This window comes from Singulisphaera rosea (genome assembly GCF_054877945.1).
The window spans coordinates 61,518-75,172 of the sequence record NZ_JBTYIP020000004.1; the positions used below are offsets into that span (position 1 = coordinate 61,518).

Consider the following 13,655-nt stretch of genomic DNA (forward strand, 5'->3'; position numbering starts at 1 on the left):
CACTCTTGATCACAGACCTCCTGGCCGTAGGCTTTTTCGAGCATACGCAAGAGGATGCCCGTCCGATGCCCCGCCGTTGAATTCTCCACGCCTTCCGCAACGTCCCGAATCCGGAGCCAGACCCGGACGACTAGGGGGGTTAACAAACTTGAAAGACCTGACTTGTTCTTCGGCACAAGGCAATGCGTTCCTGTCGGCGTGACCAAGTGTGTTACACCACGCCTCGGGCAACGTATAAGAAGGACAACGGCCCTCGGGCACGACTTGCAGTCGACGGACTTGGGTGACAGGACCGTAACAGGGCCGACGGCCACTTGATCGAGGGCATTGAGGAAGCTCCTGTCCATGATGATCTCGAACACCTTGCTGCTGATTTTCGCGGTCGCCTTCATGGGATGCGTCCTGGCGACTCCCCTGGTGACCCGGATCGCGGTCTGGGCCGGCGCGATCGACCGTCCCGATCATTTCCGCCGGATCCATAAAGCCTCCACTCCCCGACTCGGCGGTTTGGGACTGGCTTTCGGGATCGGGATCGGAGTGATCCTCGTCGCCGTCGGCGGCTATCTGAACGACTGGCCGGGCTTCGCCGATTGGTGGCCTCGCCAGTGGCCGGTGCTGGTCGCGGCCCTGATCATCCTCCTCGTCGGCTTCGTCGACGACACCCGCTCGATGGGGCCGAGGACGAAACTGGCCGGCCAGACGTTCGCCGTCCTCGTGCTCTACTTCGGCGGGGTCCGGATCCACGGCTTCGACGCACTCGGGTTGACCATCGACCTGAGCTATCCCTCCTGGATCCTCACGCTCCTGGGGCACACGCTCGAAGTCTCGCCGCTCAGCCTGCTCGTGACCCTGTTCTGGTTCCTTGCTTGCATGAACATTTGGAATCTCATCGACGGCATGGATGGGCTGGCCTCGGGGGTCGGGTTCCTGGTCAGCGGCACCCTCACGCTCGTGGCGATCCATTACCAGAACGTCGGCGTGGCGATCCTCGCGGCGGCGCTCGCGGGGAGCCTGGCCGGGTTCCTCCTTTATAACTGGCACCCCGCCTGCATCTTCCTCGGCGACAGCGGCAGCCTGATGATCGGGCTCCTGATCGGGATCATCGGCGTCCAGGGCTCATTCAAGGGCCCATCGACGTTTTCGATCCTCTTCCCGATCCTGGCGATGGGTTTGCCGATCTCCGACACCGCGATGGCGATCTTCCGACGCTGGGTGCGGAATCTCCCGCTCAGCTCGGCCGACCGACGGCACGTCCATCACCTGCTGATCGGCCTCGGCCTGAATCCTCGCCAGGCGGCGCTCCTGCTCTACTGCTTCTCGGGCTTCCTCTGCGGTGTCGTCCTCCTCGGCGTGGCACTCCGCAATGAGATGCTCGCCCTCGTGCTCGGGATCACCGGCTGTCTGGCGTTCCTGCTCATCCTCACGAGCCGGCTCGACGAGTTGACCAACCTCCGCGGCGAACTCCAGGCCCGCCTCTCCCGAGGCCGGCAGGAACGGTTCGCGGCGAAGGTCACTTACGAGACCATCCAGCGGATCGAACTCTGCACGCAGTGGTCGGTCATCCGGAACCTCCTGATCGAGACCGCCCGGACGTTGGGGTGCGACGTGCTCGAGATCTCTTGCACCCGAGACGGTCGTGAGGTCTTCACGGGAGACGACGCCGATTCGTCGGATCAGCTCGAGGTCCGGGCCATCCTGTCGGGCCCTTCCGCAACTTTTCGACTCTCCACCAGCAAGGACATCTCATTCACGGTCACGCTGCACCAATCGACCGATTCGACGCTGGCGGCCGACATCGCCTTCCGGTTCCTGCAACAACTGTCGACGTCGACGGCCGAGAAGGTGGAGCGAATGATCAGCGCTGAGGTCGACGGCGATGCCCTCGCCGACTCGGGCCGACTCCCTGGAGATCGCTCTCCGGTGACCCCCGACCCAATCCCCAGCGGCGCCCTGCTCAAGTCACCGACCGGATCCGTCCTTGCACTTTCCCCGACTCCGACGCTGCCGGGAAGCTCGATGAGCTGGATCCGGGCGGCACTCGGTTGGGAGTCGAGGCCGGTGGTGCACCACCCCTCCCTCGGGGAAAAATGATCAGCCGACTTTGATATTAGGAGCGGACCGATCCATGGACGGACTACAACCTTACGCCGCCCCGTCGCGCCTCCCGAGCCACCCCGTCCCCCATCCGTCGTCCAAGTTAGCGAAGGGCCCTGCCGACTATATCCGGGCCCTGAGACGCCGAGTTTGGGCCGTGCTGGCGATCGGCGTCCCCCTGAGCATCCTCGGGGCCATCTGGACGGCGAGGCAGCCGAATGTCTACAGCGCCAAGGCCGTGATCCAGATCACGGCCCCCGGATTCGACGATCACCTCAAGACCTTGATCTCCAAATCCTTCGGCGGCAACGATTCGTCCGAAACGAGCAAGGACTACATCCAGAACCGGGTCGCCATGCTCAAGAGTCGGGCCCTGGCCGAGCGGGTCATCAACGATCCGAGCCTCGTTCAGGGTGCCGCCCCTCCCCCCGATGCGGCCGACGAACTCATCGGCGCCCTCCAGTTCCGGCCGATCCCCACGACGAATCAATACACCGTCTCGCTCGAAGGGGGCGACCCCGAGCGGGTCACGAAGCAGCTCAAGCTCATGCTCGACTTCTTCGTGGAAGACGCGAGCAACGAGATCACGAGCAAGATCAACACCTCGCAGTCGTTCGCCGAGAGCAGCATCGACACCCTCAAGGGTGAGCTCCAGAACCACAAGAAGCTGCTCGAGGACATGCTCACCAAGTCGGGGACGATTGGGCCGGGGGGCAAGAACCTGAAGCAGACGGAGTACGAGACGAAGATCGGCTCGATGGCGCACAAGGAGTCGCAACTCACCGATCTCCAGCAGCAGACGTTCCTCTCACAGTCCATGCCGAGCTCGAAGCGCAGTCTGGCGCAGGAGCGGCGGGACGTGAAGCTCGGCGACCTCGAGCGAGCCCGAGAGGAATTGACTTCCAAATTGGAACCCTTGCACGGCAAGATCCGCGGCTACAACTCCGACCCCTCGGTGCGGGCCCTCTCCGCCAGGCTCAGAGACGTCCTGGATCGAATCGAGAAGCTCCAAAACGCCCCGCTGCCCAATGACGAAGGGCCGAACCTCCACGAGTCCCTCCTGGAAGCCAAGCGGGCCGAGATCGCCAAGGACGAGCAACTCGCCCAGGAATTGCTCGGGGAGTTGCGGGCCTCGATGCCCGAGCATCAAAAATATCTTGATATGCTCGACGAGCAGCGACAAAAGACCGAGCAGATCAACGCGATGATGACGAAGCTCTGGGAGTTCAAGGCGGTCGCCCAGTCGAGGCGCGTCCCCGTCGCCGTCCTCTCGGCGCCGAGCGAGCCGACCTCCCCGATCCGCCCGAAGCGTGCCCTGAGCATCGCGGCTGCGGTCATCCTGAGCTTCGGCCTGGGGATCGTTTTGGTCTGCCTCCTCGAGCACCTCGACCACTCGGTGAAGCAGCCCGAGCAACTGGCCACCGGCCTGAGCCTGCCACTTTTCGGCGTCGTCCCGCGGATCCGCCGGACGGCCTCGCTTCACCGGGGCGGGCACCTCTGGACGCCCGGCATCCCCGACTCGATCGAGGCGGATGCCTATCGCAACCTGCGAGCGAGCCTCCTTGGCGTCTCCGACAAAAAAGGGCCGCTCATCAGCCTCCTCGTCACCAGCGCGAAGGCGGGCGAAGGGAAGAGCACGACCGCCCTCAATCTGGCCGCGACATGCGCCCGGGCCGGTGAACGCACCCTGCTCATGGACGTCGACCTCCGGCGCCCGAGTCTCGGGGGCGTCTTCCAGAACAATGACAACGGCGAAGAGGGCCAGCTCGGCCTCGTGGACGTGCTCCGGGGTGATCTCCCCTGGCAGCGTACCGTGGTCCGGTCCGACATCGCCAACCTCGACTTCTTGCCGACCGGCGACACCCGTGGCGTGCCGATCGAGATCCTCGGCACCCTCGAGCTGCGGCAGTTGGTCCTCGGTCTCTCGAACCACTACGACCGCGTGATCCTGGACGGCCCGGCGATCCTCGGGTTGGCCGACTGCCGGATGCTGGGCCGGATCGTCGACGCGGCGATCCTCGTGGTCCGGTCGGGCTCGCAGGAGCTCCGGCCGCTCCAGCACGCCAAGGCCATGCTGGAGCAGTCGCACGTCGTGATCGCGGGGGTCGTCTTCAACGGCCTCAACGAAGAGCTCAAGAACTGGTCGAGCTACGGGCCCGACACCCCCTACGGCTATACCGACGGGGGTAGCTCGGGCCGCAAGGTCGGGGCGGCCGGCGGACTCGAGGCCCCCAAGGACGGACGGACCGCTTTGCCCCTCGCAGGGTCGGCGCGGAACTGAGTCGGAGACTCACCTTTGAATCTGAGAGATCGCCTCCTGAGTTACACCGATCGACTCTCGGCCGTCGTGCTGGCCCTCCTCGTGGCCGGCACGACGCTCGCCTTTGGGGGGGCCGTCTGGTGGGCCCCCACCGCGATCGCGGTGCTGACCCTCGTCTTCGTCATGACGGCCCTCATCCGCATCGCGCTCGAAGGCCGGATGCGCGTGCTCAAGAGCCCGTTGACGTTCCTGGGACTTCTCGCCATCGCGATCGGCCTGGTCCAGCTGGCCCCGCTGCCCCCCCGCCTGGCCGGCCTCCTCTCACCGAAGTCGCACGACGCCTACGCCCTGGGATTCTTCTCCGCGAGGGCCAGGGCCACCGACCCCGCGCTCGCCTTGCCCGAACCGATGTCGGTTCGCTCGCCCGTCTCTGTCGATCGTTCGGCGACGCTTCGATGGGTCGCGGGGGCCACCGTCTGCCTCGCCCTGTTCTGGGGCGTCGCCCAATACACGGACAGGCTCCGCCGACTCTACCTCGTCTGGGGGAGCGTGTTGCTGGCCTTCTTCGTGAACACGGCGATCGTCGTCGTCCAGGTCGCGTGCCAGTCGTCGGGCCTCTACGGCGTCATGGAGCCCGGCCAGGACCCGACGTGGGGGCCCACGACCAATGAGCTTTTGAACACACCCAACGCGACGGTCCTCCGCATCGCCCCGCCGCCGGCCGAGGGCGTCGCCGGCGGCCCCTCGACGACGCCCGACCGGCCGACGCTGATCGGCACGATGTTGGGGGGGCCGGACGCCTATCTCGCCCTCGCCGCGATCGGGCTTCCCCTCTCGCTGGCCACGGTCCTGCAACTCGTCGCCCCGAGAGGGAGCCGGGAACGTCTGCCGGTGCGCCTTGCCCAATCAGGCCAGGGCGGGCTCGTGGTCCTGGTCTCTCTCCTTTCGCTCACGGCGGCCGGACTCGTCGGGATGCTCGGGGGGCCGCTCGTCAGCCTTCCCTTTGCTTTCGGACTCATCCTGGTCGGGCTACCGAGCGCCTGGCCTTCGGGCCTACGATGGTCCGGGCTCGGGATGACGGCGGTCATGCTGCTGGGGATGGGAGGAGGAGTCGTCCTCCACGACGTCCTCCAGCGGATCCCCGGTTCGCCCCCCCCGATCTCGGCCGAGAACCTTCGGTCGGCACCCCGGGTCTGGGCCGACACGCTGCCCATCGTTCGCGATTTCCCCTGGCTCGGGGCCGGAATGGGGAGCTTCCCCGCGATCTTCCCCTCGTACAAGACCCGGGACGAATCCCAGACCACCGCCCTCAGCAGCCTGCTCCAGTGGTGGGCGGAATCCGGCGTCGCGGGCATGGCGGTCCTCGCGATCGGCCTGCTCTGGTGCCTCTGGAAGGTCCCAGGGGCCATCGGACGGGTGGGTTCCGCGGATCGTCCACTCGCCTTTGGCTTGATCGGTGCCGCCTCGGCGTTTAGTCTCTTCTCGGTCGTGCATTGGTCCGTCGAGCTCGCCGCCATCGCCATCGCCGCGAGCGCACTCGCCGGCGCGTGCAATCGCTGGCTCGCCGGCGGCACGGACCTGTTCGTCGAACGTGGGTAAGCCGTTCACCTCGGCATGCTTCAAGGAGGAGTGATTCCCACGATGCCGGAAACCGCTTGCCTGCACATCCGAGCTGGAGACACCGACCCGATCCGCGTCGTGGAAATCCCCGGGGTCTCCGTCCGGATCGGCCGCGCCTCCTACTGCGAAGTTCGCCTTCCCGAGCCCGAACTGGCCGACGAAGAGTGTCGGCTCAAGCGTCGACAGGGGATCTGGCACCTCGTCCCGACCCGGCCCACCGGGGCGGTGTCGATGGATGGTCATTCCGTCGCCTCGTCCTGCCCCCTGCCCTTCGACGTCCCGTTCCGAATCGGGACCCATTGGCTCACGCTCCGCCCGACCCAGGCGTCCGCCCCCGACTGGGAATCGTTCCAGGCAAGGCCCCCGATCGACCTGCCCAGGGCGTCCGCGTCCCCGGTCGACAACCGGTGGAACGAGCCCCGAGCCGAGGTGCGAGCGCCTTCCGAGAACGTCCGCCCCACCGGTTCGATCCCGGCGTCCCCGGACGGCGACCGCCTCGAACGCTGGAGCGAACGCCACGAGCAGAGCGCAAGCCGGCTCCGATTGAACCAGGCCGAACGGCGCTGGGAAGAGCGTTGGAAGGCGGCCGGGGAACGGATCCGTTCTCGAGGCGACGCCAAGGAGGCGAGCGCCCCACAGACGCCGCCGAAGCCGACAACTCCCCTAAGCCCGGGGAACTATCGCGCCCGGCCGATCGACGACCCGGCGTCTCGGACACCGTCGACCCAACGGATCCGGGAGTTCACGAACCGCTCGAAGGCGTACGAGCCCAGGCCGGTCACCCCGCCGGTCCCGCCGAACACGACACCTCCCCGACCATCGATCGTACCCGTCTCGAGGACGGCCCCAGTACCACCGTTGTCGGACGCCACGCCGCCGACACACCCCGCAGCGGTCCCACCTCCAACATCGGTCGAGCCGAACTCGGAACTCTCCGAGGTGGTGGCAACTCCCGTCGCAGAACCAGAACCGGTACCCTCGACGTCTCACGCCTTGATGATTCCCTTCGTCGAGCCTGTTTCGGAGCCCACCGACTTCGTCGCGCCTCCGACCTTCGAGGATGTGGACTCTCCTGTCGAGACATCCGAAGTCGTCTTCGTCGAAACTGAAGTCTCCGTCGCGCTCGAGCCTGAGGTCGTTCTCGAAGCTCAGTTCGATCCGGAGGTGATTCTCGAAGCCGAAGTCTCGTCCGAGCCCGAGATCGTTGTCGAAGGCGTGCTCACATCTGAGCCTGTGGTTGAGGACGGCGTCGGAGTCGAACTCGAATTCGGCGACGAGACCTCGGCCAGCCCCGCGGTCGAGGACGAGGTCGACACCGAAGTGGTGGTCGAGGCCACCATCGTCACGTCCGTCGACGACGTCACGATCGAGCCGGCCCCGGCCGCCAATCGCCCGGCGAAGGAATTGCGTCCGCCGATCGTGATCGAGCTGCCGCCCCAGTCCCATAGGCTGACGTCGGACTCGGCGTCGATCCCGGACGACCTCGAGGCGAAAGCCTCACTCAAGACAGGTAAGGTCGACCCATCGAGCCGCGTCGACACCCAACGATCGGCTTCGGCATCCTCCAAGGCCGAACCGGATACGGCCACCAGGCGCGATCGCGGTCTGTATTACACCGACCCCCGTACGTCGACAACGCGAGAGTCAACTCGTTCCAAATCCTCGAGCTTCGACACTGGCACGTCGAGCCACGGGCGCAACGGCACCGAAGCGCCCTCATCCCGACGAAATGGCCGGAAACCGACGCCGACGCCAACGCCGTTGGAAGGGGAACCGCGACGTTCGTCGGCACCGAACTCGAAGCTGGCCCCGGACCTCTTAGCACCCCCGAGTCGGAAGCTCGAGGACGCGAAACCCGAAGCGAGAACGTCCGAGGAGAGTGCCAGGGAGTGGCCGAGAGCCAGCGACATCTTCGCCGCGCACCAGACAGTCTCTGCCCGCGTCGCACCGACACGTCCCTCGGCCCGCAAGCCGCTGACAGAGCCCACCCCGACGGAGTCGCGCGAACCCGCATCCTGGAGGCTCCCCCTCTGGCTCAGTTGGTTCCCCATGGTCGTGGCCACCCTCGGCGTCGGAACCCTCGGGTTCGTCGCCTCGCGGGCATGGACACGTGATGCGTCGTCGACCGGCGTCGTCGCCAATTCCCTGGCACGCGGTGGCGAAGCGAAGCCGCTACCCGAAGGGATCGAACCGCCCCCCGTCGGCTCCTGGTGGCGATCCTCCGGCGCGAATCTCTCGGTCTGGGCCGCGTACTTCGAGCGTCGGGCGGCCGCCGATCCTTCGGAGGACGAACGGGCCCGCGTGTTCACCGAGGCCGCCGTCAATGCCTCGCCGCTCCAGGCCCAGGCACGATTCGCCAAGGCAAGACGGCCGAGCGTCGGCGACCCGCCCAATCCCCTCCTCGTCGGCCTGGGGCTGAGCCGCGACGTCGTCACCCTCGCCTGGACGGGTCACCAGTGGCTCAAGGCCGGGAAGAAGGACGTGGCCCGCAAGTTCTACCGCGAAGCCCTCGAGATGGCCTCGAAGGCCGAGCTCTCCCGACTCGGGACACCGGTCTTCGACAACGACCCCCAGATCCCCCGCTACCACCTCCCCGGTGAAGAACTGATCGGGCTGGTCGTCCGCGACATGGCGGCCGACGAAACCTGGACCTTCGACGAGTGGTCCGAGGCCCTCCCCGCATTCGCTCCGGTCCACCTCGTGACGGCCCGGATCCTCATGGAACGCGGGGGCAACGATGCGGAGAAACCCCTCGAGTCGATCGTCGAGAGGAAAGACGAGCCGGCGCCGGCCGGGTTCCCCTCGGCGCTCCACATCGCGGCGGTGGGCGAGGCCCTCGCGATGAAATCGCGGCCGGAAGAGGCCCTTCAGAAATACCGACAGGCGATCGACCTCATGCCGGACGACCTCGTCAAGCGCTCCTGGTGGGTGAACGTGGCGGACCTGGCCCAGAGGGTGAACGACGATTCGGAGCACAGGCGAGCCCTCGACGCCGCCAGGGGACATGACGCCAAAGACCTGGTCGCTCGACACGCCCAGGACCTCATGAGACGCGACGGCGGCCGACGGCCCTAAGGCGCGACGACCCAACGCTGATTCCCAACGTGGGACGAGCCCGCGGGGCCTCGCCTCACGCCCGAGACTTGCTTGCCCGACCAACAGCCCAAGGATCACGACGATGGCGACGACGCCCCTGCTCCCCGAACCCGAACCCGCCCCTTCGGCGGCCCATCCCCCCGAAGGGCTCGCGGCGCTCCTCGTCGAACTCTGGAACGATCACGGTACCCGGGGCCGATGGTCACTCCTCGGGGCACTTGCCTGCCTCGGACTCCTCGGGCTCATCTTCCGGGTCAACCTCGAGCACCTCGTCCGCGAGTGGTCGACGAACGAGAACTATAGCCACGGCTTCCTCGTACCCCTGATCAGCCTCTACTTCGTCCACCAGGCCGCGAAGTGCGGGCCGATCGTCGTCCGGGGTGGGATGGGGCTGGGCCTCTTCCTGCTCGCCATCGCGATCTTCGGCCGGCTCGTCATGGAGCTCGTGCCCATCCCGTTCGCGGGCGACCTCGCCTTCCTCGTGGGTCTCGCCGGGATCTGCGCCATGACGGCCGGGGTCGAGGCGATCCGTCGGTTCGGATTCGCCCTCTTCTTCCTGATCTTCATGATTCCCCTGCCGCTCGCCCTCTACACCAGCATCGCGTCTCCCCTCCAGCTTTTCGCGAGCCGGATCGCGACCGTCGTGCTCAACCTGACCGACGTCCCCGTCCTCTGCGAAGGGAACATGATGACCCTGCCGGGGGGGATCCAGATGTTCGTCGCCGAAGCCTGCAGCGGAATGCGCCAGCTCACGGGGTTCCTCGCCCTGACGGCCGCCGTCGCCTACCTGTCCTCGCGGCCGACCTGGTACCGCCTCGCCGTGATCGGCTCCGCCATCCCGATCGCGATCACCGCCAACGTCATGCGGGTCATCCTGACCGGCTACATCATGTACTATGTCGACCCGTCCTTCGCCGCGGGGACCTACCACACCGTCGAAGGCCTGCTCATGATGGGGGTCGGCCTGTCCCTGCTCCGCGGGGTCTGTGGGATCCTCGACCAGGTCGCCGCCCTGTTTGAGCCGGCCCCGGAGTCCTCGACCTCCGGTCCGACCCCAGCCTGATCGAGCGTCGTCGGGACCGCTCGAATCGAGCACTCCGGGCCCGTTTCCCGGATCTTCGACCGAGCGTCTGCCCCTTTGAGTTCGGAATGACGGAGCATTCGAGGCCCGAGTCGACTCGCTCGGGCCGACTCAACCCTCCCCAGGAATTCACCATGTCACCGGTACGACGAGTGGCGATCTGCGCGGCGATCCTCACGTTCGGTTACGGGGCGCAAGCCGGCCTCGAGTCGATGTCCCACATCGAACGCCCCCTCCTGGAGAAGTCGCTGAATTCTCTCCCGATGGAACTGGGAGACTGGGTCGGCTACGACGAACCGGTCGATGAAAAAATCATCAAGGAAGCACAGACCACCGAGTTCCTCAATCGCGTGTACAAACGCCGAGATGATCCGAGTCATCGCCTGACGCTCTGGATCAACTACTCGCGTGAGGGGCTCAATCTCCGGCATACCCCCGAGATCTGCCTCCCGTCGGGCGGCTGGTCGAAGGTCGAGTCGCAATGTCGGGTCTTGCCGGTCGAATATCGCCCGGACAAATCGCAAGAAATGACGCGACTTGTCTACACCAAGGGAGAACTAGTGGAAGGGATCGGATTCTGGTACTACATTTTCGGTGAAGGTCGAATGGAGCGCTATGTCCGGCGGCTACCGATCACGAGCCGGAGCAGCCACGGACGCACGACCCGCGGGTCGGGGATGACGGTCGAGGTCTTCTGCCCCATCGACAGCGACCCCAACAGCGAAGCCCTGAAGGACTTCGCGAAGTCGCTGCTCGTGGCCCTCGAACCGATCTTGCCCCGAGACCGCGCCGAGTATTACATCCCTTGAGTCCTCAAGTCCGCGCTCAGCCCGAACGGCGACCTACGCCCGAGAGGCTTCGGCCGGCCCCTCTCGCCAACAGGATCCTTCTTCCATGAAACACGCCTTGATCACGGGGATCACCGGCCAGGACGGCTCCTATCTCGCCGAATACCTCCTCTCCAAGCCCGACTACGTGGTCCACGGGCTCGTCCGAAGGTCGAGCAGCCTGAATCGCCAACGCATCGACCACTTGCTTGGCAGGGACTCGAGCGTCAGCGACCGATTCTTCCTGCACTATGCCGACCTGGCCGATGCCTCGAGCCTGTCGGGGTTCATGGAGACCGTGAAGCCCGACGAGGTCTACAACCTCGGGGCCCAGAGCCACGTCCGCGTCTCGTTCGACCAGCCCCTGTACACGGCCGACGTCGTCGGGTTAGGGACGCTCCGGCTCCTGGAAGCGGTCCGCAACCTCCACCGGACCCACCCCGTCCGGTTCTACCAGGCGTCGAGCTCCGAGATGTTCGGCTCGGCCGCGCCGCCGCAGTCCCTCGACACCCCGTTCCACCCCCGCAGCCCGTACGCCTGCGCCAAGCTCTACGCCCACTGGCAGACCGTCAACTACCGCGAGGCTTATAACCTCTACGCCTGCTCGGGCGTCCTGTTCAACCACGAGAGCCCCCGCCGCGGCGAGTCGTTCGTGACCCGCAAGATCACGCTCGGCGCAACCCGGATCAAGGAAGGCCTCCAGCGCAAGCTCGTCATGGGCAACCTCGACGCCAAGCGCGACTGGGGCTTCGCCGGCGACTACGTCCGCGCCATGTGGATGATGCTCCAGCAGGATCAGCCCGACGACTACGTCGTCGCCACCGGCGAGACCCACTCCGTCCGCGAGTTCCTCGAGGTCGCCTTCGCCCACCTCGACCTGGACTACCGCGACTTCGTCGAGTTCGACACCAAGTACACCCGGCCGTCCGAAGTCGACGTCCTCCTGGGTGACGCGAGCAAGGCCGAGAAGGTCCTCGGCTGGAAGCCCGAAGTGAGCTTCTCCGACCTCGTCCGGATGATGATCGAGCACGACCACGAGCTCGCCCGGCGCGAGAAGTTCGTGCAAGGGTTCAGCACGAACTGACGGATCGACCCAGACGGGCGGGGCCTCGGCCCCGCCCGCCCAAGGAGAGGCGACGACGATGAAGCGGGGAGCGGAAGCCAAGGTCGTGGTGATCGGTCTCGACTGCGCCGAGCCGAGCCTGATGTTCGAGCGGTTTGCCGACCGACTGCCCAACCTCTCCGCCCTGCGCTCTCGAGGCCTCTGGGGCAAACTCCGGAGCTGCGACCCGCCGATCACCGTCCCGGCCTGGATGTCGATGATGTCCAGCAAAGACCCCGGGACGCTCGGCTACTACGGGTTCCGCAACCGCGCCGATCGCTCTTATGAGAAGATGACCACGGCGACATCCCTGGCCGTGCGCGAGCCCCTGCTCTGGGACTACCTGGGTCGCGCGGGCAAGCAGGTCATCCTCATCGGCGTCCCCCAGACCTACCCCCCGAGGCCCGTCAATGGCCTGATGGTCACCGACTTCCTGACCCCCTCCATCCAGTCGAACTACACCCACCCGCCCGAGCTGAAGGCGGAGATCGCGAGCTTCCCCGACGTCCACCCCTACGAGTTCGACGTCAGCGACTTCCGCACCCCCGACAAGGGGAAGATCCGCGATGCCCTGGTCCGGATGACCGACAAGAGGTTCGCCCTGGCCCGCCACCTGATGGCGACCAAGCCCTGGGACTTCTTCATGATGGTCGAGATGGGGACCGACCGCGTCCACCACGCCTTCTGGCAATACATGGACCCCGCCCACCATCGCTACGAGCCGGGCAACCCTTATGAGTCGGTGATCGAAGACTATTACATCCACGTCGACGGCAAGATCGGCGAGCTCCTCGCCGGTGTCCCCGAAGACGCCTACGTGATCGTCGTCTCCGACCACGGCGCGAAGTGCATGGACGGCGGGATCGCGCTCAACGAGTGGCTGATCCAGAAAGGCTACCTCGTCCTCCGCGAGCCCCCCGCGACTCCCTCCCGTCTCGAAGCTGTGAAGATCGACTGGGAAAAGACCACCGCCTGGGGCTCCGGCGGCTATTACGGCCGCCTCTTCCTCAACGTCCGGGGCCGCGAACCCCAAGGACTGATCGCTCCCGAAGACTACGAGCCGATGCGCAACAAGCTCATCGCCGAACTCGAAGCCCTGGGAGACCCCGAAGGCCGGCCCATCGGCACCCGCGTCCTCAAGCCCGAGGCCTTATACAAGACCGTCCGAGGCCCCGCCCCCCCCGACCTCTTCGTCTACTTCGGCGACCTCCGCTGGCGCTCCGTCGGCACCGTCGGAACCGGCCAGATCCACACCTTCGAAAACGATACCGGCCCCGACGACGCCAACCACGCCCAGGACGGCCTCATCATCATCAACGGCCCCGACGTCACCCCGACCGGCCCCGTCGAAGGGATGCAGCTCATGGACGTCACACCGACGATCTTACAAGCATTCCAAATGAACATCCCGGAAGACCTTCAAGGGCACATCATTTCAGGGGTTTTCCCAGGCAACCCCGCCCCTTAATGCCTTAAGCTCGAGCGATTACGATCGAGTGGCATCCGTCCGTTACAAGCCCGAAGCGCCAGCGAGTGAATCGAGACCTCGGAAACTCGAGGGAGAGTCACTTGCTG

At 66.0% G+C, this 13,655-nt stretch carries 8 protein-coding genes; all 8 read left to right on the forward strand.

Annotated elements, in window-relative coordinates:
- Nucleotides 1–345 precede the first annotated feature (345 nt).
- The 8 genes from ACYOEI_RS09440 to ACYOEI_RS09475 all read left to right on the forward strand — a co-directional run bounded on the left by ACYOEI_RS09440 (nt 346) and on the right by ACYOEI_RS09475 (nt 13,548).
- Nucleotides 346–2,091 carry a glycosyltransferase family 4 protein gene (locus ACYOEI_RS09440; protein ID WP_462849174.1) on the forward strand — a complete coding sequence of 582 codons (1,746 nt, stop codon included), beginning with the start codon at nt 346–348 and terminating at the stop codon, nt 2,089–2,091.
- A gap of 34 nt (nt 2,092–2,125) precedes the next feature.
- Complete coding sequence (locus tag ACYOEI_RS09445; protein WP_462849175.1) at nt 2,126–4,375, forward strand: GumC family protein; 2,250 nt, start codon at nt 2,126–2,128, stop codon at nt 4,373–4,375.
- A gap of 15 nt (nt 4,376–4,390) precedes the next feature.
- Entirely contained in the window at nt 4,391–5,953 is a 1,563-nt protein-coding gene (locus tag ACYOEI_RS09450) for an O-antigen ligase family protein (RefSeq protein ID WP_462849176.1), read from the forward strand.
- Between the two features lie 42 nt (nt 5,954–5,995).
- Complete coding sequence (locus ACYOEI_RS09455) at nt 5,996–9,049, forward strand: FHA domain-containing protein (protein ID WP_462849178.1); 3,054 nt, start codon at nt 5,996–5,998, stop codon at nt 9,047–9,049.
- 103 nt (nt 9,050–9,152) lie between these two features.
- Nucleotides 9,153–10,133: an exosortase/archaeosortase family protein gene (locus ACYOEI_RS09460; protein WP_462849179.1), complete on the forward strand. Its 981-nt coding sequence runs from the start codon at nt 9,153–9,155 to the stop codon at nt 10,131–10,133.
- A gap of 152 nt (nt 10,134–10,285) precedes the next feature.
- Entirely contained in the window at nt 10,286–10,960 is a 675-nt protein-coding gene (locus tag ACYOEI_RS09465) for an EpsI family protein (protein WP_462849180.1), read from the forward strand.
- A gap of 85 nt (nt 10,961–11,045) precedes the next feature.
- Nucleotides 11,046–12,062, forward strand: a complete 1,017-nt coding sequence (gene gmd, locus ACYOEI_RS09470) for a GDP-mannose 4,6-dehydratase (RefSeq protein WP_462849181.1) — start codon at nt 11,046–11,048, stop codon at nt 12,060–12,062.
- Between the two features lie 58 nt (nt 12,063–12,120).
- Complete coding sequence (locus ACYOEI_RS09475) at nt 12,121–13,548, forward strand: alkaline phosphatase family protein (protein WP_462849182.1); 1,428 nt, start codon at nt 12,121–12,123, stop codon at nt 13,546–13,548.
- Nucleotides 13,549–13,655 lie beyond the last annotated feature (107 nt).

What these genes read in the sequence shown, in the direction of transcription:
- ACYOEI_RS09440 (WP_462849174.1), top strand. Translation starts at nt 346, where the DNA reads ATGATGATCTCGAACACCTTGCTGCTGATTTTCGCGGTCGCCTTCATG.
- ACYOEI_RS09445 (WP_462849175.1), top strand. Translation starts at nt 2,126, where the DNA reads ATGGACGGACTACAACCTTACGCCGCCCCGTCGCGCCTCCCGAGCCAC.
- ACYOEI_RS09455 (WP_462849178.1), top strand. Translation starts at nt 5,996, where the DNA reads ATGCCGGAAACCGCTTGCCTGCACATCCGAGCTGGAGACACCGACCCG.
- ACYOEI_RS09460 (WP_462849179.1), top strand. Translation starts at nt 9,153, where the DNA reads ATGGCGACGACGCCCCTGCTCCCCGAACCCGAACCCGCCCCTTCGGCG.
- ACYOEI_RS09465 (WP_462849180.1), top strand. Translation starts at nt 10,286, where the DNA reads ATGTCACCGGTACGACGAGTGGCGATCTGCGCGGCGATCCTCACGTTC.
- gmd (WP_462849181.1), top strand. Translation starts at nt 11,046, where the DNA reads ATGAAACACGCCTTGATCACGGGGATCACCGGCCAGGACGGCTCCTAT.
- ACYOEI_RS09475 (WP_462849182.1), top strand. Translation starts at nt 12,121, where the DNA reads ATGAAGCGGGGAGCGGAAGCCAAGGTCGTGGTGATCGGTCTCGACTGC.